The sequence below is a fragment of the Streptacidiphilus sp. PAMC 29251 genome, from assembly GCF_054208735.2.
Window position 1 is genome coordinate 6601894 of the sequence record NZ_CM135725.2, and the last position, 18969, is coordinate 6620862.

The window sequence follows — 18969 nt, forward strand, 5'->3', positions numbered from 1 at the left end:
TATGCCTGCTACCGCTTCCCGTCGTGTCCTGCTCGCCGCCCCGCGCGGCTACTGCGCGGGTGTCGACCGCGCTGTCATCGCTGTGGAGAAGGCCCTGGAGCAGTACGGGTCTCCCATCTACGTCCGCAAGGAGATCGTCCACAACAAGTACGTGGTGCAGACCCTGGAGCGGAAGGGGGCCGTCTTCGTCGACGAGACCGAGGAGGTGCCCGAGGGCTCCATCGTGGTCTTCTCCGCGCACGGCGTCGCGCCCTCGGTCCACGACGAGGCGAAGCGCGGCAAGCTGGCGACCATCGACGCGACCTGCCCGCTGGTCACCAAGGTCCACAAGGAAGCGGTGCGCTACGCCGAGGAGGACTACGACATCCTGCTCATCGGCCACGAGGGCCATGAGGAGGTCGTCGGCACCATGGGCGAGGCGCCCGAGCGCACCCATCTGGTGGACGGTGCCGAGGACGTCGCCAACGTCCAGGTCCGCGACGAGTCCAAGGTGGTCTGGCTGTCCCAGACCACTCTTTCGGTGGACGAGACCATGGCCACCGTCGGCGCACTCCAGCAGCGCTTCCCGCTGCTGACCAGCCCGCCCAGCGACGACATCTGCTACGCCACCTCCAACCGCCAGGTCGCGATCAAGAAGATCGCCGCCGACTCGGACCTGGTCATCGTGGTCGGCTCGCGCAACTCCTCCAACTCGGTCCGGCTGGTCGAGGTCGCCCTGGACGCCGGCGCCAAGGCCGCGTACCTGGTGGACTTCGCCGACGAGATCGACGAGGCCTGGCTGGAGGGCGTCGGCACGGTCGGCCTGACCAGCGGCGCCTCCGTCCCGGAGATCCTGGTCGAGGGCGTGCTGGAGTGGCTGGCCGAGCGCGGCTACGCCGACGTGGAGCAGGTCCGCACCAGCGAGGAGCATCTGCTGTTCTCGCTCCCCAAGGAGCTGCGCCGCGACCTCAGGGCCGAAGCCGCGGGTAAGGCCGAAGCCGCAGGTAAGTAAGGCACGCGGACGGGGTAGGCCCTACGTTGTCAGCAGGTCAGTTCAACGACGAACAGGGGAATCCCAGCGTGAACGTCTTCGGCGTGGACATCGGTGGATCCGGGATCAAGGGCGCTCCGGCGGACCTTGACCGCGGCGAGCTCGCCCAGGAACGGCACAAGGTGCTCACCCCGCAGCCGTCCGAGCCCAAAGCGGTGGTGCAGGCCGTCCAGGAGGTGGTCAAGCACTTCGACTGGAAGGGCCCGGTCGGTCTGACCTTCCCCGGCGTGGTGGTGGACGGGACGACCCGTACCGCCGCCAATGTCGACAAGGGCTGGATCGACCTGGACGCCCGCGCGCTGTTCTCGGAGGCCCTGGAGCTGCCGGTGGCCCTGGTCAACGACGCCGACGCGGCCGGTCTGGCCGAGGTCGCCTACGGCGCGGGCAAGGGCCGCAAGGGCGTGGTGCTGCTGCTCACCCTGGGCACCGGCATCGGCAGCGCGCTGTTCATCGACGGCGCGCTGGTGCCCAACACCGAGCTGGGCCACATGGAGCTGCACGGCAAGGACGCGGAGAAGCACGCCTCCTCCGCCGCCAAGGAGCACCACGACTGGAACTGGTCGGAGTGGGCCGAGCGGCTCGACGACTACTTCGCCAAGATCGAGCAGCTGTTCTCGCCGCAGCTGATCATCATCGGCGGCGGGGTGAGCCGCAAGGCGGACAAGTTCCTGCCGCTGCTGAAGCCGCTGCGGGCGGAGATCGTCCCGGCCCAGCTGCAGAACGACGCCGGCATCGTCGGCGCGGCGATGGCCGCCTCGAAGCTGACGTAGTCGGCCGCTTGGCCGCCTCGTCGGTCAGGAGCTCTTCCGCCTGGCCCGGTTCAGCGCGATGTGCCGGGCCAGGACGATCAGCAGCGACACCGCCGTGCCGGTGAACAGCCAGCCGGCCTGCAGGGCGAGCGAGGTGGCCAGCCCGACGACGTGTCCCAGGAAGCTGCCGTCGGGCGCCGAGCCCAGCAGCACCAGGGTCACCGCGAAGGCGATCGGCCCGCAGATCGGCGCGATCGCCAGGTCCGCGGCCCGGACCCGGACCGCGACCTGGAAGCAGGTCGCGACATAGACCAGGCCCATCAGGATCCCGGCGCCGTCGAACAGCCAGAAGTCGGCGGCCCCGCCGAGCAGGGTGGCGCCCAGCGTCACCACCGCCCCGCCCACGGCGGTCAGCCGGTGCGGGGTGCTGGAGCCGCCGGCCCGCGGCGTCGGCCGGGCGCCGGGCCGCTGCCCGCCGCCGGCCCGGGGTTCCGGGGCGCGCGTGGCGGGCTCCGGCTCGGGGCCGGTCTTCGGAGAGCGTGCGGGTCCGGGCACGGCTGCGGTCCGCCGGGGGACTGCCGCGACACCGGGGCGGTCGGTCGTGCGCGCGTCAGGCATGCGTCGGTACTCCACGAGACCAACGTACGGTCGGATGAACGCCACCTGCCGTCACGGACACGCCGGGGACTTCCACTGTCACCCAGTGTGCCTATCGGCGGACGGCTCCGCGCCTGCTGCTTCCGCTGTCCAGGCTGTCCCGGTCGCCCCCGCGCGCTCTATAGACTGGGAAGCCGTTCCCGTCGTCCCGTCACGCCTCCGGGCTGCCTCCTCCACCAGGATCTCGCCACATGTCGCTCTCCATCGGAATCGTCGGCCTGCCGAACGTCGGCAAGTCCACGCTCTTCAACGCCCTGACCAAGAACGACGTGCTGGCGGCCAACTACCCGTTCGCGACCATCGAGCCCAACATCGGCGTGGTCGGGGTGCCGGACCCGCGCCTGGCCGTCCTCGCCAAGATCTTCGGCTCGCAGCGGATCCTCCCGGCGACGGTCGACTTCGTGGACATCGCCGGCATCGTCCGCGGCGCGAGCGTCGGCGAGGGCCTGGGCAACAAGTTCCTCGCGAACATCCGCGAGTCGGACGCGATCTGCCAGGTCATCCGGGCCTTCGAGGACCCGGACGTGGTGCACGTCGACGGCAAGGTCTCGCCCAAGGACGACATCGAGACCATCAACACCGAGCTGATCCTGGCGGACCTGCAGTCCATCGAGAAGGTCGTCCCGCGGCTGCAGAAGGAGTCCCGGCTCAAGAAGGAGTCGGCGGTGCTGCTGGCCGCCGCCGAGGCCGCCCAGAAGATCCTGGAGGCGGGCACCACCCTCTTCGAGGCCGGCTTCGACCGCGACTCCGTCCGCGAGCTGCACCTGCTCACCGTCAAGCCCTTCCTCTACGTCTTCAACGTGGACGAGGACGAGCTGACCGACGAGGACTTCAAGGAGGCGCAGCGCGCCCTGGTCGCCCCCGCCGAGGCCATCTTCCTCAACGCCAAGATCGAGTCCGAGCTGATCGGCATGGACGAGGACGAGGCCCTGGAGCTGCTCCAGTCCATGGGCCAGGAGGAGGCCGGCATGGCCACCCTCGGCCGGGTCGGCTTCGAGACCCTCGGCCTGCAGACCTACCTCACGGCCGGCCCCAAGGAGGTCCGCGCCTGGACCATCAAGAAGGGCGCCACCGCCCCGGAGGCCGCCGGCGTGATCCACACCGACTTCCAGAAGGGCTTCATCAAGGCCGAGATCGTCTCCTACGACGACCTGGTCGAATGCGGCTCCATCCCCGACGCCCGCGCCAAGGGCAAGGCCCGCATCGAGGGCAAGGAATACATCATGCAGGACGGCGACGTGGTCGAGTTCCGCTTCAACGTCTGACACGGGGGAGAGCCCCGACCACCCGCACGGGAGCGGGAGGCCGGGGCGGTCCGGGGGAGGGTCAGTTGAACCGGGGGACCACGTTGTCCGGGTCGGCGAGCCAGATGCGTTGCTCCCCGCTGGCCGACACAGAGAGGCCGAAGCGTTCGAGCGGTGGCCGTCCCTGGTCACTCCACCACTGGAGCGTGCGCTCCACCTCGGTCCAGAGTCGGCGGGGGCCGCTCTGGTGCACGGTGGCGAAGGGCTCGCCGGTACGGAATTCGACCGCAGCCCACGACACCGGGCCGAGCAGGCTGAAGAACCACGCCGTAGCGCCGCCCTCGGTGGGGTTGAGCACGTGGGCCACCTGGGGGACGCACATGCCCAGAACCATGCGGGCCGGGTGGAACCGGCCCCCGAGGTCATCCATGCTGAGAAGGGTTGATGACCGCTCAGCATCACCGGGATACTCCCGGACGTGCTCACGGAAACGGTCCCAGTCCAGCCGGTGATCCCGCAGCTTCATGAACTCGACGGGCCGCAGGAAGGGTCCGGACGCGTAGCCGTCCTCGCCCACGGTGAGCTTCACCAGCGCGTCGTCATTGGCGTAGTGCGTCCCCCAAGGGGCCAGGATGACGCCGCCCGGACGGGTCTGCCGCAGCCATGCCAGGGGCACCCTGCGCACCCCTGCTGTGGCGATGACACGGTCGTACGGGGCTGCCTTGGCATACCCGTCCGCGCCGTCCCCCCGGATCACGTCGGGGTGCAGCCCGTGAGCCCTCAGCGTGGTGCGGGCCGTCACGCACACGTCAGGGTCGATCTCCACGCTGACGACGTTCTCGCCGCCGAGTCGCCGGGTCAGTAGTCCCGCGTTCCAACCCGTGCCCGTGCCGATCTCCAGCACCTTCATCCCCTCGGACACGTCAAGGTCGCGCAGCATCTCAAGAACCACGCTGGGCATGGACGCCGAACTGGTCGGCACCTTGCCCGGCTCGATACCGGCGTGTGCTCCGTCGTCCCACTGGGTGATCAGCGGGACATTGGCGCAGGCCTGAGCTTCCCACTCGTCAGGATCGGTCGCGATATCCACAGGATGGTTCGTTCCTGTGGACATGTCGTGCGACCAGTACAGCCCCGGTAGAAACCATGACCTGGGCACAGACTCGAAGCTCTCGGCCCAGTCGGGCGTCATGGAGCGGACGTTGAGGAGGAACCGCGCCAACTCGTCGCTGGCGCGGCCTCCCTGCTTCGGTTCGGTGCTCACGGCTTGCGGTGGTCTCCGTCTCCGGGAGGCGGTCCGCCGTCCGGGGAAGGCGGTTCCGGGGGCGGAGTCCATGGGGTACCGGACGTGCTCATTTTGGCCTCTCCAATCGAGTAGTTAGCTCTCGACGCTCACCGGCCTCCCGGTCGATCAGGTACACGCGCATCCTCGTCACGGCTTGCCACCCTCTCACTCAGTGCTCTAGTTCACTGTGGCAGTGGCCGAAGCACTCCCGCTACGGTTCCGAGTGCACTAGTGTGCTCTTTGACGAAACGTCACATCGGTGGAGAGGCGCGGCATATGGCCAGCTCGAAAACGTTTACGGTGATCGCAGATCACTTCCGCCAGCGCATCCTGTCCGGTGAGTTGGAGCCAGGCGCGAAGCTCCCCACGAACCGGGAGATCAGCGGTTCGTGGCAGGTGGCCGCCGCAACCGTCTCCCGAGCGCTTCAAGCCCTACAGGTCGAGGGGTTCATTCGCACCACACCGCGGGGCACGTTCGTTTCGGATGAACCCCACGTCGGCCTCAGCAGCCGCGACAGGCTCGCCAGAGTCCAGAGGGTCAAGAGCATCCTTGCGGACGGTGAGACAAGCCGCGTAACCGCCGCAGGGCTGGTTGTGCCACCTCCCTACGTGGCGGAGCTGTTCGACCTTGACGCCGGGGACCAGGTGGTGCGCCGGGAGCGGATCAGTGGACGAGGCACTATCCGCACGTGCTTTGCCGTCACTTGGTATCCCGCACAGTTCGCCGCCCTGGTCCCGGACCTGCTCAGTACGTCGCCAGGGAAGAACGCCGGACTGACGGCACGGGTACTCGAAGCCACCGGCCGACAGATCACGCACGCCCGCGACGACATGCACGGACGGGCCGCCGACGCACGCGAGGCATCCGGACTCGGTATCCCTGTGGGTTCCGCGATCCTGGCCGGCGCGCACCGATGGAGTGACGAGAACGGCGTCGTGGAGTACGGGGAGTGGGTTCTCCCACCCCGCTTCGTCATTGGGTACGAGTACACGCCATGAGCGCCTGACACGACGTGTGGGGTGTGGCTTCTTCCCGGGGTGGGGAAGGGTTGACAGGACGAGGTCCGGTTGCAGCGACGTCGAGGGGGTCCGACCGTGCATGAGCCGTGGAGCGTGATGCTGGCCGGTGGCAATGAGCCTGTTCAAGCCGCGTTCCTGGAACGGGTGAAGGGCCGCCGTGAGTCGATTCAATACTGATCCTGATCGAGGGCTTCGCCGGGGAGTTCAGGTTGACGGACGCCGAGAGCATCGCCGTTCATCTGCGGGCCTTCGAGGCGCTGGGGCAGAGCGCGATATACGGTGAGGCCGCACGGAGTCTGCTGGGTGAGGCCGAACGCTACTGGGGCTCCGGCTCTCACACCGGCCCCTGACCGTTGATGACCGCTCCTGACGGTCCGTAGGAGGTATCTCGATGTCCGCAGCCCGCTTCAAGGACCTGGCGCTGGACGCCGTCGACCACCAAGGACTGGCCGACTGGTGGTGCACCGCCCTCGGGTATCAGCGTCGCCCCGTGCACGGGGGTGAGGAGACGCGGGAGGCGGCGTGGCCGGTGCCGATCGAGGATCCGGCCGGGGCCGGGCCGCTGATCTGGATCAACCCGGTCCCGGAGGCGAAGGTGCTCAAGAACCGGATGCACCTGGACGTATGGGGCAGCGTCGACGAGTTGGTCGCCCTGGGCGCCACGGTGGTCCGCCCCCTCGGTGACGACATCGACTGGCATGTTCTCGCGGACCCCGAGGGCAATGAGTTCTGCGTCTTCGCACCCCGGGACTGACCCCGCTCGCTGGGGTTCGGTGAGGGCTTCGCAGGGTGGCCGTTCGCGCTGCCGCGGTGCGCCTGCGGCTCACATGGGCTGGTCAGGGCGTCTCCATAACCGCGGCGTTGCGTGAGGGGTGAGGGCTCCTACCTGCTGCGCTCTCCGAGCAGCCTGAGCATCGGCTCGAAGGCGGAGTCCTCGTCATCGGGAACGTAGGGGAGGAAGCCGTCGGGGACGGTACGGGCGGCGGTGGCGAGGAGACGGTCCAGGACTTCCCGGTCGGCGGCCGGTGGGAGTTGAAGGGCGGCGAGCAGGCGGTCGCGGACGGCGGGGTGGTCCGGGTGGTCGTCGAGGTAGTCGGAGTTGAGGGCCGGGGGCCGAAAGCCGGCCAGGGCGTCGTGCCAGGACGGGAGGACGATGGCGAGGGTGAGGGCCTCGGCGAGGGACTCGGCGATCAGGGAGGCCCGGCCCTCGGAGTCGGTGTAGAGGACGGGGCGGGGGCCGCCGGGGAAAGCCGGGCCGCAGAGGTAGTGGGTGCCGCCCGCGTTGCAACCGGCGACGGGCTCCACCGGGAGGCCGCTGGGCAGGGCGATCGGCTCGATCGGGTCGGTGCGGGCGAGGTCGAACTCGCCGTCGCAGGCCAGGTAGGAGGCGGCCTCCGGATGTGCGGCGATCCTGCGGAGCAGGGCGTCGTCCGAGAGGACGGCCTGGTTGAGGGCCGCGGTGATCGCAGGGGTGAGCGGGTGCCCGGCGAGGACGTGGCGGACGGCGTCGAGGGGACGGGGCGCTCGTAGTAGTCCTCGAAGTGGGTCTGGACGGCCTCGGGGGAGCGGTCGACGAGGAGACGGAACAGGAAGCCGGAGCCGTCCGGGTCCTCGTTGCCGGACGGGAAGGCGATGGTCGAGCCGGCGTGCCAGGCGGCGTCACCGGTCGCCCGCCACAGGCAGGCGGTGACGCGGAGGGCGTCCATGCCCTGGTCGCGGAAGGCGGGTCGTCTAGGAGTCGGCGCAGCGGCGCTGGTACGTCGTCGATGACACCGGGCCAGACCTGCTCGTCGTCCGTCGCGTAGGGGCTTGTCTCCGACTCGTGGTCGAAGCCGCGGATGAGTACGCCGGCCGGGGTGAAGTGGACGGAGAAGTCGTCCCCCGAGCCGTTCTCCATCAGGGCGGCCTCCTCGCCAAGGCCCCGGGCGGAGTCGAAGGTGTAGCAGCAGAACTGCGGATCGCCACCGATCGTGCTGTCCAGGACGGCCAGGGCGCGTAGATGAGCGCGGAGTTCGGCGGGGTCGGGGAGGAGGGCGGCGATCTCGTGCACAGTGCTCATGACGCCATGGAAGCAGGCGTCACTGACACTTGGTCGGTCGGGGCGGGGCGAACTTCTGCAGGTCGAGGCTGATCTCGAAGGGCACCGGACGGTGGAGCGAACCCTGAAGATCCCGGCGGGCGCGTAGGAGGCCGTCGGCTCGTCGAGTTCGTAGACGTGGACGACAGGTGCCCCGTCCTCGTTCTCGATGCACCAGTAGTGCGGGATGCCGGCTTCCGCGTACTTGCGAAGCTTGACTGTGCGGTCCCGGTGGGCGGACTCGGGGGAGACCACCTCGATGGCGAGTCGTACCTCGTCCGGCGCGAACCAGGTGCGGTCACCGTCGAAACTGGCCGTCGTCACCAGCAGATCCGGCTCGGGGCGGTTGCGGGCATCGAGGCGGATCGTCATCTCCCGCTCGACCTCGAAGCCGGCTGGCGCCTGCGCCATGAGCGTGGTGGTCAGGGCGGTGACGAGGCGGTTGTGCCGGCACGTCTGTGGGACAGCACAAAGACGAGCGCTCCGTCGATCAGCTCGGTGTGGCGGGGCGCCTCGGGGAGGTGGTCCAGGTCCTCCGCGAACCAGCCTTCTGCGCGTGGTGGGCGCATCCAGTCGGGCAGTGCGGTCATGAGTCGATCTTAGCGATCGTGGCCGCTCAGGGGTGTTGTGCTGGGGTTCCTTCGAGGGTGGATATCGAGTCGCTGGACGGGGTCGGTGTCGGCTGTCGGCGCTGTTCTGGGCGGGTGACCAGGTAGGCGGTGGCGAGGGCGAGTACCGCCGCGGCGAGGTAGCACAGGTCGCGGTACGGCCATACGGCGATCAGGGCGGCGCCGGTCGCGATGCCGAGGGACTGGCCGGCGGTGATCACGAAGTTGTCGGCGCCGGAGACCCGGCCCATCAGTTCGTTCGGGGTGTTCAGCTGCATCGCGGTCATCGTGCCGACCACGATGAACGGCAGTCCGAGCCCGAGCAGCAGGGCGCCGAGGACGACCACCGCGTCCATCGGCACGGCCATCACCAGCGCGGAGACGCCGACGGTGGCCAGGCCGAGCGCGGTCAGCCGTCCCGGGCCGAGCCGGTTCAGCACGGCCCCGGCCGAGAGTCCGCCGAGGATTCCGGTGATGCCCATCGCCGTGACGATGACGCCGGTCCAGGAGGGGGAGTGGTGCAGCCCCTTGGTCGCGATCGCGATGCCGAGCGTCTCGAAGAAGCCCATGACGAAGATCCCCACGGTCAGCGCGACGGTCAACTGGCGCAGGACGGGGGTCCGCAGCAGGAAGGCGAAGCCCGCGGTGGTCTCCCGCCACCAGTGCGCCGCCGCGGGCGTCGGCTGCTGCTCCTCGATCCTGATGAAGGCCCAGCAGACCAGCCCGCCCGCGAACGTGGCCGCGTCCAGCACGGCCACCGTGCCGCCGCCGAAGGCGGACAGCAGCCCGACCCCGATCGCGGGGGTGATCAGCCGCTGGCCCTGGGTCAGCGCCTGGGAGAGCCCGTTCGCCGAGCCGAGCAGCTCCTCGGGCACCATCCTCGGCAGCAGCGCGGACATGGCCGACTCGGTGATCGAGCCGGCCAGTCCGTAGAGGAACATGACGCCGTAGATCAGCCAGACCTGGCTCGCGTGGTGGACCTGGGTCAGCGACAGCACGAGCAGACCGGTCAACGCGTTGGTGGTCAGGATCAGCGGCTTGCGGCGGACCCGGTCGACGAGCAACCCGGCCAGCGGGGACAGCAAGGTGCCCAGGGTCAGGCAGAGGATGCACAGAGCCGCTTTCGAGGTCGAGCCGGTCAGCTCCTTGACCCAGATCCCGGCGGCCAGCCAGAGCGCGTAGTCGCCGATCTCGCTGAGGCTGTTGCCGAGGTAGTAGAGGCGCATGCGGGGTATCGCGAGCAGCTCGCGCATGACGTGGGGTCACCCTTCCTGGGAAGTCGCGGAGTTGGGGCCAACCGGGCCGGCGGGGTCGGCGCGGACGACCGTTTCGAACGGGTGGGTGAACAGCAGCATTTCGAAGGGAACCGCCCCCTCCGGACGGGCCGTCGCATCCGCGACCCGGTGGGTGAACCGCATCAGGATGCTGCCGATCTCGGCCTGCGCCTGCTCGACCTCCGCGGCTGTGCCGAAGACCACGAACTGGCTGCTGCCACTCGCCGCGCGCACCTCCTCGGGGTACTCGTCGCGGTGGTCCCGGTAGTGGCGCAGCCGACCCTGCCAGCGCTCCGACACGACGTCGCCCAGGGCGCGGGAGGCATGGCTCACGGCCGGATCAGGGCTGTCGGGGTCGATCCTCATGCCGACCGCGCCGATCTTCCACGGCCGGTCCCGGCCGGTCCCGCCCTCCGCCTCGACGACGTAGTCGTACTTCGCCAGCGTCCGCAGGTGGTACGAGACGTTGGAGACGGTGCCCCCGACGATCCGCGCCGCCTCGGTCGCGGTGAGCGGCCCGCTCACGCCGACCGCCTCCAGCAGGGCGATGCGGATCGGGTGGGCGAGGGCACGCAGCGCCCGCGCGTCGGTCATCCCGCGGAAGTCGGAGTACGGGTCGGCGCTGTCCGCCGTGCGGTCGTCACGCTCTGTCTGGCTCACAGCAGCGAGCGTAGCTTCGAAAGCACCTTTGCGAAAGAGTCATTGCGAAAGAACTGTTGTGCGTCATGTCATCGGATGGAAACGCCGTGTGTACAGCGGGCTTTACACGGGTTACCTAGCGTGTCGGCCACGAGTCCAGCGTCGTACTCGGGGCTTTCCGCACTGCGCACCACGACTTCCACTCCCAGCCCCAGGAGCCGTGATGACCGACACCGCAGCAACGACCACGGAGCAGCCGGAGGCCCCCAAGGCCCATCGCTCCTACGCGAAGTCCGCCGCCGACGAGTCCCTTGAGGACTACTCACTCCGCTACGCGCCGCACTCGTTCCGCCGCTGGTCCCCCTTCGCCGTCGCCACCACCGCCCTCGGCGGCATCGCCTACCTCGCGGACTACGCGATCGGTGCCGGCATCGTGATGTCCTACGGCTTCAGCAACGCGCTCGCCGCGATCCTGGCCGCCGCCGTCGTCATCTTCCTGACCGGCATCCCGATCGCCCGCGCCTGTGCCGCCAATGGCGTCGACATGGACCTGCTGACCCGGGGTTCCGGCTTCGGCTACTTCGGCAGCACCCTCACCTCGCTCGTCTACGCCAGCTTCACCTTCATCTTCTTCGCCCTCGAGGGCTCGATCATGGCGCAGGCCTTCCATCAGGTCCTGCACATCCCGACCCCGATCGGCTACCTGCTCACCACGCTGATCGTGATCCCGATCGTGTTCAAGGGGATGGCCTGGATCGCCAAGATGCAGGCCTGGACCCAGCCGCTGTGGATCCTCGGCCTGATCGTCCCGTTCATCATCCTGGCCGTGCACAGCCCGCACACCTTCTCGGCGTTCACCCACTTCGGCGGCACCCACGGGGTCGGCTCCGGCTTCACGGTGATGGGCTTCGGGCTCGGCACCGGCATCGCCCTGTCGCTGATCGCCCAGATCGGCGAGCAGGCCGACTACCTGCGCTTCATGCCGCAGAAGACGGCCGAGAACTCCCGCCGTTGGAACTTCGCCGTGCTCGCGGCCGGCCCCGGCTGGGTCGTCATCGGCGCGGCCAAGCAGCTCGGCGGCGCGCTGCTCGCCTTCAGCGCGCTCGGCGTGGTCGGCAACGCCAAGGCGCTGGAGCCGATCGCCCCGTACGTGGAGTCGCTGCGCCCCTGGTTCGGGGCGGCGGCGCTGCCGCTGGCGGGACTGTTCGTCATCGTCTCCCAGGTGAAGATCAACTCGACCAACGCCTACTCGGGATCGCTGTCCTGGTCGAACTTCTTCTCCCGGCTGACCCACCGTCACCCGGGCCGGGTCTGGTACATCTTCCTCAACTGCGGCATCTCGCTGCTGCTGATGGAACTCAACATGTTCAGCGCCCTGAACTCGCTGCTCGGCTTCTACTCCAATGTGGCCATCGCCTGGATCGGCGCGGTCACCGCCGACCTGGTGATCAACAAGCCGCTGGGCCTCAGCCCCAAGTACATCGAGTTCAAGCGCGCCTACCTGTACGGGGTCAACCCGGTCGGCTTCGGGGCGATGTGCATCGCGGCGGGGGTGTCGATCTTCGCCTTCTACGGCTTCTTCGGCGACTACGCCAAGGCGTTCTCGCCGTTCATCGCGCTCGCCCTGGCGATGGTCTGCAGCCCGCTGATCGCCTGGGCCACCAAGGGCCGCTACTACGTGGCCCGGCCGAACCCGGGCGCCCTCGCCGCCGAGGAGAGCGTCGAGCCCGGCGCGGAGATCACCACGCACACCTGCGTGGTCTGCGACGGCGCCTACGAGACCCCGGACACGGCCGACTGCCCCTTCCACGACGGGACCATCTGCTCGCTGTGCTGCAGCCTGGACGCCGACTGCCACGACGCCTGCACCAAGGGCGGCGGCGGCCGGGGCGGCGGCGCGGGCCCGGTGCCGCTGGGGATGCCGTCGGTGCCGTCAGTACCGTAGCGACCTGCGGTCAGGACGCCTGAACCGTTCCACGCGCCACCCCCACGTACCAACCGTCACCGCGCCACCCCCACGTACCAACCCTCACCGCACCACCCCACGTACCAACCCTCACCGCACCACCCCCGCAAGCGTCGGACCCGCCTTCATCCCCCACGGAGGCGGGCCCGACTGTTTTCGCCGCCTACGCTCGTCCCATGACGCAGCCCACCCCACGCCCGGCCTCGCCTTCAGCCCCCCGCATCGTCGTCGGCGGGGCCCTGCTCGCCCGCGGCCAGGTGCTGGCCGCCCGGCGCAGCGCCCCGGCCGAGGTGGCCGGGCGCTGGGAGTTCCCCGGCGGGAAGGTCGAGGCGGGCGAGACCCCGGCGCAGGCCCTGGTCCGGGAGCTGCGGGAGGAGCTCGGGGTGGAGGCGCGGGCGCTGGCCCGGATCCCGGGCGCCTGGCCGGTCCGGGCCGGGCTTGAGCTGCACATCTGGACCGCCGAGCTGGTGTCCGGCACCCCGGCCCCGCTGCAGGACCACTCCGAGCTGCGCTGGCTCTCCGCCGCCGAGTTGGACGACGTCGACTGGCTGGACCAGGACCGCTTCGCCCTGCCCGCCGTCGCGAAGCGACTTGCAACTTGACCCGTACGGCGGGGTAGAGCCATGTTTGAACGGGTATGTCAGTATTCGGCTGCCCCTGAGCGGTGGCCCGCGCCGCGATTCGGACGGGAAGTACGTGAGGGAGCCACGCCGCAGGCCCAGCACCGCAGCCGCTCGCGCACGTCTGCGCAGGCGTGCGCTCTCCCCCCGGTCGCGCCCGGACGAGTCGGCCACAGCATCCCCCGTCCCGCCGTCCGCCACACCTGCGCCCACCCCGACCGAGCTCCGGTCCCGCCGTCCTGAGCCCTTCCCGGTCGGACCGCCGCCGGACCCGTCCCAGTCGCCGACCCCCGCCGCAGGCCTGAACCCGGGAGAGACCCAGGGCGAAAGCCAGGGCCAGAACCAGGCCCAGAACCAGGCCCAGAACCAGACCCAGAGCCCGACGGACAAGGCCCTGGGCAGCCTCCCCGGCGGCCTGCTCGACGAGGTCCGGGTGGCCATCGCCATGATGGACACCGCCGGCACCATCGTGCTGTGGAGCCCAGCCGCCGAGGAGCTCCTCGGCTGGCGCAGCGACACCCTGGTCGGACGGGGTCTGGACGTCCTGGCCGGGGACGACGCCGACCTGCTCCGCCGGGGTCAGGAGATCATCGCCCTGGTGGTCCGCGAGGGCGGCTGGCGCGGTCCCGTGGTGCTGCGGCACCGGGACGGCGCCAAGGTGGTGCTCGACGCCCGTGTTTCCCTGCTGCACGACGGTGCTGCCGTCTCCTACCTGCTGGTGCGCCTCGCCGACGCCAAGCGGCTCAGCGCGGTCGAGCACGACCTCGCCCTCCAGGACGCGCTGTTCGAGCAGTCCCCGCTGGGTATCGCGGTGTTCGACCAGCAGCTCCGCTACGTCCGGGTGAATGAGACGCTGGCCCGGATGAACGGCATCCCGGTCGCCGACCACCTGGGCCGGACCACCGGCGAGACCCTGCCGGAGGGCGCGGCCGACGAGGTGACCGCGATCCAGCGGCAGGTCCTGGCCACCGGCGAACCGGTGATCGACCTGACCGTGGCCGGGCCCAATCCGCGCCGGGCCGGCTACCGCTCCATCTCCTACTCCCGGCTGCAGGACCGGGCCGGCCGGGTGCTCGGCGTCACCGGCATGATCATGGACGTCACCGACCGCTACCGCGCGGTCGCCAAGGTGGAGCACGCCCGCCGCAGGCTCGCCCTGCTGAACGAGCTGGGCACCCGCATCGGCGATCTGCTGGACGTCCGCCGGATCGCCGAGGAGCTGGCCGCGGCCCTGGTCCCCGCGCTCGCCGACTACGCCGGGGTGGTGCTGCTGCAGGCCGTCGCCGACGGTGACGACCTGCCCCGGCACACCCACACCAGGCTCACCCCGCTGGTGATGACCGGCACCGCGGCGATCGAGCCCAGCGCCACCGTCGACGCCATGATGACCCCGGGGGCCGGCATCGAGATGGCCGAGAGCTCGCTGTTCGCCCGGGTGCTGCGCAGCGGCCTGGCCGAGCAGCTGGAGTCGCCGGCCCTGCTGGAGGAGACCACCAACCAGGCGGACCCCCGGGTCAGGGCGGCGTACGAGCTGGGCGTGCACTCGATGCTGGTGGTGCCGCTGCGGGCGCGCGGCATCGTGCTCGGACTGATGGTGCTGAGCCGGGCCGGCCGGCGCGAGGGCTTCGACCGGGACGAGCTGGCCTTCGCCGGGGAGCTGGCCGACCGGGCCGGGTCCTCGCTGGACAACGCCCGGCTCTACGCCAGGGAGCGGGCCGCCGCGCTGATGCTGCAGCGCAGCCTGCTGCCGCAGACCGTGCCTCAGCCGCCGGGGGTGGAGATCGGCTACCGCTACGTGCCCGGCAGCAGCGGGACCGAGGTCGGCGGGGACTGGTTCGACGTGATCCCGCTGCCGCGCGACCGGGTGGCGCTGGTGGTCGGCGATGTGATGGGCCACGGGCTGCGGGCGGCGGCGACGATGGGACGGCTGCGTACCGCCGTCCGTACCCTGGCCATGCTGGACCTGCCGCCCGACGTGCTGCTGCAGCACGTCCACGACCTGGCCGACGACCTGGCCCAGGGCCCGGAGGAGGCGCTCATCGCCACCTGCGTCTACGCGGTCTACGACCCGGCCACCCGACGGCTGGTGCTGGCCAAGGCCGGGCACACCTCGCCGCTGCTGATCGTGCCCGGCGAGCCGGCCCAGGTGCTCGACCTGCCCTCGGGCACGCCGCTGGGCGTCGGCGGGGTGCCGTTCGCCTCGGTGGAACTGACGGTGGTCGAGGGCAGCCTGCTGGTCCTCTACACGGACGGCCTGGTCGAGTCGCGGACCGAGGACATCGACGTGGGCATCAAGCGGCTGTGCACCCTGTTGGAGCAACCGTTCGATTCGGTGGAGCAGGCCTGCGACCGGGTGGTCAGCACCCTGGAGCGCGGGCAGGAGCCGGACGACGTGGCACTGCTGCTGGCCCGGCTCGGCAGCTCGCTCCCGGCAGCGGCCGGGGGGACGGGCGCAGAGACGGGCCGGGAGCCGGGCGCGGGAACGGGCGCGGGCGCGGAGACCGGCACGGAGAGCGTCTCCTGGATCCTCACCGCCGTGCCCACCGCCGCCTCGCGCTCCCGTCGGCTGATCCGTTCGGTCCTGGTCGAGTGGGGCCTGCCGGCCCTGCTGGACACCACCGAGCTGCTGGTCAGCGAGCTGGTCACCAATGCCGTCCGCTACTCGGAGGCCCCGATCGGGCTACGGCTGAGCCGGACCGGGCGGGTGCTGCTGGTCGAGGTCTCCGACCCGCTGCCGGACCCGCCGCTGGAGCGGGTCTCGGCCGGGACGGACGAGGGCGGGCGCGGTCTGCAGCTGGTCCACCAACTGGCCGACAGCTGGGGCACCAGGGCGGAAGGGGCAGGAAAGGTGGTCTGGTTCGAACAGGTGCTACCCGCAGCCCCTCCCGTTCCGGTTGACTGAGGCGTAGGGTTCCGGTCCCGTAGCCGTCCCAACCCCGCGCCACCAGTTCTTGCCCCCGGATGAGCGCACTTAGACAGATATGGCAATTCCTTACCTCGATTTGATGTTGTGTACCCCTGAGACGTGTGCTGCCGTGCCGAGATGATGAATACTCGGACCAGCGACATCCAGGTGCCGATGGCTGGAGGAGTCGGGCAGTTGAGCGAAATGCCGACACGCGGGGCGTCTCTGGGCAGCGGAACGGGCCCAGGGCCCGCGAAGCATGACCGGGAACAGCGGGAGCCTGCGCGGGGCGGAGTTCCGCACCCGGCAGCCGAAGGCCGATCGGATGCCATGGACCACGAGATCTCCACGGTCGAGACCCCCAGCATCGAGACCCCGAACATCGAAGACTGGGGCCACGGCGAGCCCGGCTCGATCTACGACTACATACGGGTCGCGGCCTTCTCCATCGGCGCCGACGGCCTGATCAGCCAGTGGAGCGACCGCGCCGCCGAGTTCTTCGGCATCCCGGCCGAGGAGGCGGTCGGCCACGACCCGGTGACCAGCTTCGCCCCGCGCGAGCTGTGGCGGCGCGGCCGGGAGCGGATGGCCGAGATCCTGGCCGGACAGGAGTGGGTGGGCACCGCCCCCTACCGCGACAGCGACGGCCACGACAGCGTCGCCGAGCTCTACCTGATGCCGGCCCGGGGTGAGGACGGCCGCAACGGCGTGGTCTGCATGGCCGTGGACCTGCGCAAGCTGCGTCGGATCGAGACCGATCTGGCCGCTTCCGAGGCGGTCTTCGGCCAGGCTCCGACCGGTTTTGTCCTGTTCGACCAGGACTTCACGGTGCAGCGGGTGAACGAGAGCTTCGCCGAGGGCCTCGGGATGACCCCGGACACGCTCCAGGGCCTCACCATCCACGACCTGCTGCCGCGCCCCGAGGCGGACCGGCTGCACCAGGCGCTGACCTCGGTGATGGAGTCCGGCGACCCGGTGGTCGACCTGCGCTTCAACGGCACCGTGCCGACCAAGCCGGGCCGCCGCCGCTGGTCCATCTCGCTCTACCGGCTGCTCAGCGCCAGCAACCGGCCGATGGGCGTGGCCGGACAGGTCACCGACGTCACCGGCCGCCAGCGGGCCGAGCGCGAGGCCGCCAGCGCCCGCCGCAGCCTGGCCCTGCTGAACGAGGCCGGGGCGCACATCGGCTCCACCCTGGATCTGGAGACCACCGCCCGCGAGCTGCTGGACGTCACCGTCCCCGGCTTCTGCGACGTGGCCTCGGTGGACCTCTACCAGGGCGTCCTGGCCGCCGACACCGACCCAGGCCTCGGGCTGCAGCTGGGACGGGCGGACGGGGCCGGCGAGCTGCGCCGGGTGGCCTCGGCCAGCACCGTCTCGCACACCTCGCTGCTCAACCCCGGCACCGGGCAGCAGGGGCCGCGCGCGGAGATCGGCGGCAACTTCTGCTACCCGCCGCGCTCCCCGTACGCCAAGGCGCTGCGCACCGGCCGCAGCGTCACCCTGACCAGCACCGGAACCCCCGACCCTGACCCGATGATCGCCAGCACGGTGATCGTGCCGATGGTGGCCAGGGACACCGTGCTCGGCCTGGTCCAGCTGTCCCGGGCCAAGGGCAGCGAGCCCTTCGACGCCAGGGACGTGGCCATCGCCACCGAGCTGGTCGCCCGCGCCGCCGTCTGCATCGACAACGCCCGGCTCTACCGCCGGGAGCACGAGCGGGCGCTGATCCTGCAGCGCAGCCTGCTGCCCCCGGGCAGCCCGGCCGCGTCCGGTCTTGAGATCGCCTGCCGCTACCGCCCCGGCAGCAGCGGCACCGAGGTCGGCGGCGACTGGTTCGACATCATCCAGCTGCCGGGCAACCGCACCGCGCTGGTGATCGGCGACGTGATGGGCCGCGGCCTGCGCGCCGCCGTCGCCATGGGCCAGCTGCGGACCGCCGTCCGCACCCTGGCCATGCTCGACCTGGACCCGGCCGAGGTGCTGACCGCCCTGGACGAGATCGCCCGCGGACTCGGCGACGGGGACGACGACACGGACGACTCCGACCGGGTCGAGCTCTACCTCGCCACCTGCGTCTACGCCGTCTACGACGCGGTCACCCAGCGATGTACCTTCGCCAACGCGGGCCACCTCCCGCCGGTGCTGGTCATCCCGGGCGAGGAGGCGCTGATGCTGGACGTCCCGCCGGGGCTGCCGCTCGGCGTCGGCGGCGAGCCCTTCGAGGAGGTGACCGTCGACATCCCGGACGGCGCCCTGCTCGGCCTCTACACCGACGGCCTGGTCGAATCCCGCAAGCACCAGCTGGAGGAGGGCCTCTCCGCGCTGCGGGAGACCCTGTCCGGGCCGCCGCGCGAGCTGGAGAACCTCTGCGACCACCTGCTCACCGCGCTCGACCCGCACCACGGCGAGGACGACATCGCGCTGCTGATGGCCAGGGTGCACGCGCTGCCCGCCGACGCGGTCGGCGACTGGACCCTGCCGTCCGAGCCCACCTCGGTGGCCCGCGCCCGCGAACTCGCCTGCGGCTGGCTGCTGGCCCGGGGCCTGGACGATCTGATCGACACCACCGAGCTGCTGGTCAGCGAGCTGGCCACGAACGCGCTGCGGCACGGCCGGGGCGACATCCGGCTGCGGCTGCTCCGGGACACCAAGCTGGTCTGCGAGGTCTGGGACAACGGCTACGCCCAGCCCCGGCAGCGGCGCGCCCGGGACACCGACGAGGGCGGCCGCGGCCTGCAACTGGTCAGCATGCTCGCCGACCGCTGGGGCAGCCGCCGGACGCCCTCCGGCAAAACCGTCTGGTTCGAACTCGGCCTGCCCCGGACCTAGCCCAGGGGCGCGGGGAACTGCGCGAACGGCAACCCCCACCGCCGTGCAGCTCCCCGCAGACAG

At 70.6% G+C, this 18969-nt stretch carries 15 protein-coding genes and 1 pseudogene; 10 read left to right on the plus strand and 6 right to left on the minus strand.

The genetic code is table 11. The features are described 5' to 3' along the window. Position 1 precedes the first annotated feature (1 nt). Positions 2 to 991, plus strand: coding sequence for a 4-hydroxy-3-methylbut-2-enyl diphosphate reductase (locus ACXKR8_RS31590; RefSeq protein WP_458267976.1), 990 nt, complete (start codon positions 2 to 4; stop codon positions 989 to 991). A gap of 68 nt (positions 992 to 1059) precedes the next feature. Then, complete coding sequence (gene ppgK / locus ACXKR8_RS31595) at positions 1060 to 1800, plus strand: polyphosphate--glucose phosphotransferase (RefSeq protein ID WP_458267977.1); 741 nt, start codon at positions 1060 to 1062, stop codon at positions 1798 to 1800. A 24-nt stretch (positions 1801 to 1824) separates the two neighbouring features. Here the strand turns inward: ppgK and ACXKR8_RS31600 are convergent, their stop codons facing one another. Then, positions 1825 to 2397: a DUF6542 domain-containing protein gene (locus ACXKR8_RS31600; protein ID WP_458267978.1), complete on the minus strand. Its 573-nt coding sequence runs from the start codon at positions 2395 to 2397 to the stop codon at positions 1825 to 1827. Positions 2398 to 2627: 230 nt separating this feature from the next. On the opposite strand from ACXKR8_RS31600, the gene ychF reads away from it, so the two are divergent. Continuing rightward, positions 2628 to 3701 (plus strand): redox-regulated ATPase YchF, encoded by a 1074-nt coding sequence (ychF, locus tag ACXKR8_RS31605; RefSeq protein WP_458267979.1) that lies wholly within the window; start codon positions 2628 to 2630, stop codon positions 3699 to 3701. Between the two features lie 61 nt (positions 3702 to 3762). Here ychF and ACXKR8_RS31610 read toward each other — a convergent pair whose 3' ends face one another. After that, positions 3763 to 4770: a methyltransferase domain-containing protein gene (locus ACXKR8_RS31610; protein WP_458267980.1), complete on the minus strand. Its 1008-nt coding sequence runs from the start codon at positions 4768 to 4770 to the stop codon at positions 3763 to 3765. 471 nt (positions 4771 to 5241) lie between these two features. On the opposite strand from ACXKR8_RS31610, the gene ACXKR8_RS31615 reads away from it, so the two are divergent. The 3 genes from ACXKR8_RS31615 to ACXKR8_RS31625 all read left to right on the plus strand — a co-directional run bounded on the left by ACXKR8_RS31615 (position 5242) and on the right by ACXKR8_RS31625 (position 6739). Then, positions 5242 to 5964: a GntR family transcriptional regulator gene (locus tag ACXKR8_RS31615; protein ID WP_458267981.1), complete on the plus strand. Its 723-nt coding sequence runs from the start codon at positions 5242 to 5244 to the stop codon at positions 5962 to 5964. A gap of 230 nt (positions 5965 to 6194) precedes the next feature. Further along, positions 6195 to 6335 (plus strand): hypothetical protein, encoded by a 141-nt coding sequence (locus tag ACXKR8_RS31620; RefSeq protein ID WP_458267982.1) that lies wholly within the window; start codon positions 6195 to 6197, stop codon positions 6333 to 6335. A gap of 41 nt (positions 6336 to 6376) precedes the next feature. After that, positions 6377 to 6739: a VOC family protein gene (locus tag ACXKR8_RS31625; RefSeq protein ID WP_458267983.1), complete on the plus strand. Its 363-nt coding sequence runs from the start codon at positions 6377 to 6379 to the stop codon at positions 6737 to 6739. Between the two features lie 128 nt (positions 6740 to 6867). Here ACXKR8_RS31625 and ACXKR8_RS31630 read toward each other — a convergent pair whose 3' ends face one another. The 4 genes and pseudogenes from ACXKR8_RS31630 to ACXKR8_RS31645 form a co-directional block, all read right to left on the minus strand. Further along, on the minus strand, positions 6868 to 7290 hold the full coding sequence (locus ACXKR8_RS31630; RefSeq protein ID WP_462099927.1) for a hypothetical protein: 423 nt from the start codon (positions 7288 to 7290) through the stop codon (positions 6868 to 6870). 773 nt (positions 7291 to 8063) lie between these two features. Continuing rightward, a pseudogene (locus ACXKR8_RS31635) lies at positions 8064 to 8652 on the minus strand (Uma2 family endonuclease). Between the two features lie 26 nt (positions 8653 to 8678). After that, a complete protein-coding gene (locus ACXKR8_RS31640; protein ID WP_458267985.1) occupies positions 8679 to 9923 on the minus strand; it encodes an MFS transporter in 1245 nt (414 codons plus the stop codon). Between the two features lie 9 nt (positions 9924 to 9932). Continuing rightward, positions 9933 to 10604 (minus strand): helix-turn-helix domain-containing protein, encoded by a 672-nt coding sequence (locus ACXKR8_RS31645; RefSeq protein ID WP_458267986.1) that lies wholly within the window; start codon positions 10602 to 10604, stop codon positions 9933 to 9935. A gap of 202 nt (positions 10605 to 10806) precedes the next feature. On the opposite strand from ACXKR8_RS31645, the gene ACXKR8_RS31650 reads away from it, so the two are divergent. From ACXKR8_RS31650 to ACXKR8_RS31665, 4 genes are all read left to right on the plus strand, one after another. After that, positions 10807 to 12528: a purine-cytosine permease family protein gene (locus ACXKR8_RS31650; protein WP_458267987.1), complete on the plus strand. Its 1722-nt coding sequence runs from the start codon at positions 10807 to 10809 to the stop codon at positions 12526 to 12528. Between the two features lie 197 nt (positions 12529 to 12725). Continuing rightward, complete coding sequence (locus tag ACXKR8_RS31655; RefSeq protein ID WP_458267988.1) at positions 12726 to 13151, plus strand: (deoxy)nucleoside triphosphate pyrophosphohydrolase; 426 nt, start codon at positions 12726 to 12728, stop codon at positions 13149 to 13151. Between the two features lie 94 nt (positions 13152 to 13245). Further along, positions 13246 to 16071, plus strand: coding sequence for a SpoIIE family protein phosphatase (locus ACXKR8_RS31660; protein ID WP_458267989.1), 2826 nt, complete (start codon positions 13246 to 13248; stop codon positions 16069 to 16071). Positions 16072 to 16404: 333 nt separating this feature from the next. Next, positions 16405 to 18906, plus strand: coding sequence for a SpoIIE family protein phosphatase (locus ACXKR8_RS31665; protein WP_458267990.1), 2502 nt, complete (start codon positions 16405 to 16407; stop codon positions 18904 to 18906). Positions 18907 to 18969 lie beyond the last annotated feature (63 nt).

Bases quoted from the DNA above. Each gene is read 5' to 3' on its own strand.
- ACXKR8_RS31590 (WP_458267976.1), top strand. From the start codon at position 2: ATGCCTGCTACCGCTTCCCGTCGTGTCCTGCTCGCCGCCCCGCGCGGC.
- ACXKR8_RS31600 (WP_458267978.1), bottom strand. From the start codon at position 2,397: ATGCCTGACGCGCGCACGACCGACCGCCCCGGTGTCGCGGCAGTCCCC.
- ychF (WP_458267979.1), top strand. From the start codon at position 2,628: ATGTCGCTCTCCATCGGAATCGTCGGCCTGCCGAACGTCGGCAAGTCC.
- ACXKR8_RS31615 (WP_458267981.1), top strand. From the start codon at position 5,242: ATGGCCAGCTCGAAAACGTTTACGGTGATCGCAGATCACTTCCGCCAG.
- ACXKR8_RS31625 (WP_458267983.1), top strand. From the start codon at position 6,377: ATGTCCGCAGCCCGCTTCAAGGACCTGGCGCTGGACGCCGTCGACCAC.
- ACXKR8_RS31640 (WP_458267985.1), bottom strand. From the start codon at position 9,923: ATGCGCGAGCTGCTCGCGATACCCCGCATGCGCCTCTACTACCTCGGC.
- ACXKR8_RS31650 (WP_458267987.1), top strand. From the start codon at position 10,807: ATGACCGACACCGCAGCAACGACCACGGAGCAGCCGGAGGCCCCCAAG.
- ACXKR8_RS31655 (WP_458267988.1), top strand. From the start codon at position 12,726: ATGACGCAGCCCACCCCACGCCCGGCCTCGCCTTCAGCCCCCCGCATC.
- ACXKR8_RS31665 (WP_458267990.1), top strand. From the start codon at position 16,405: ATGGACCACGAGATCTCCACGGTCGAGACCCCCAGCATCGAGACCCCG.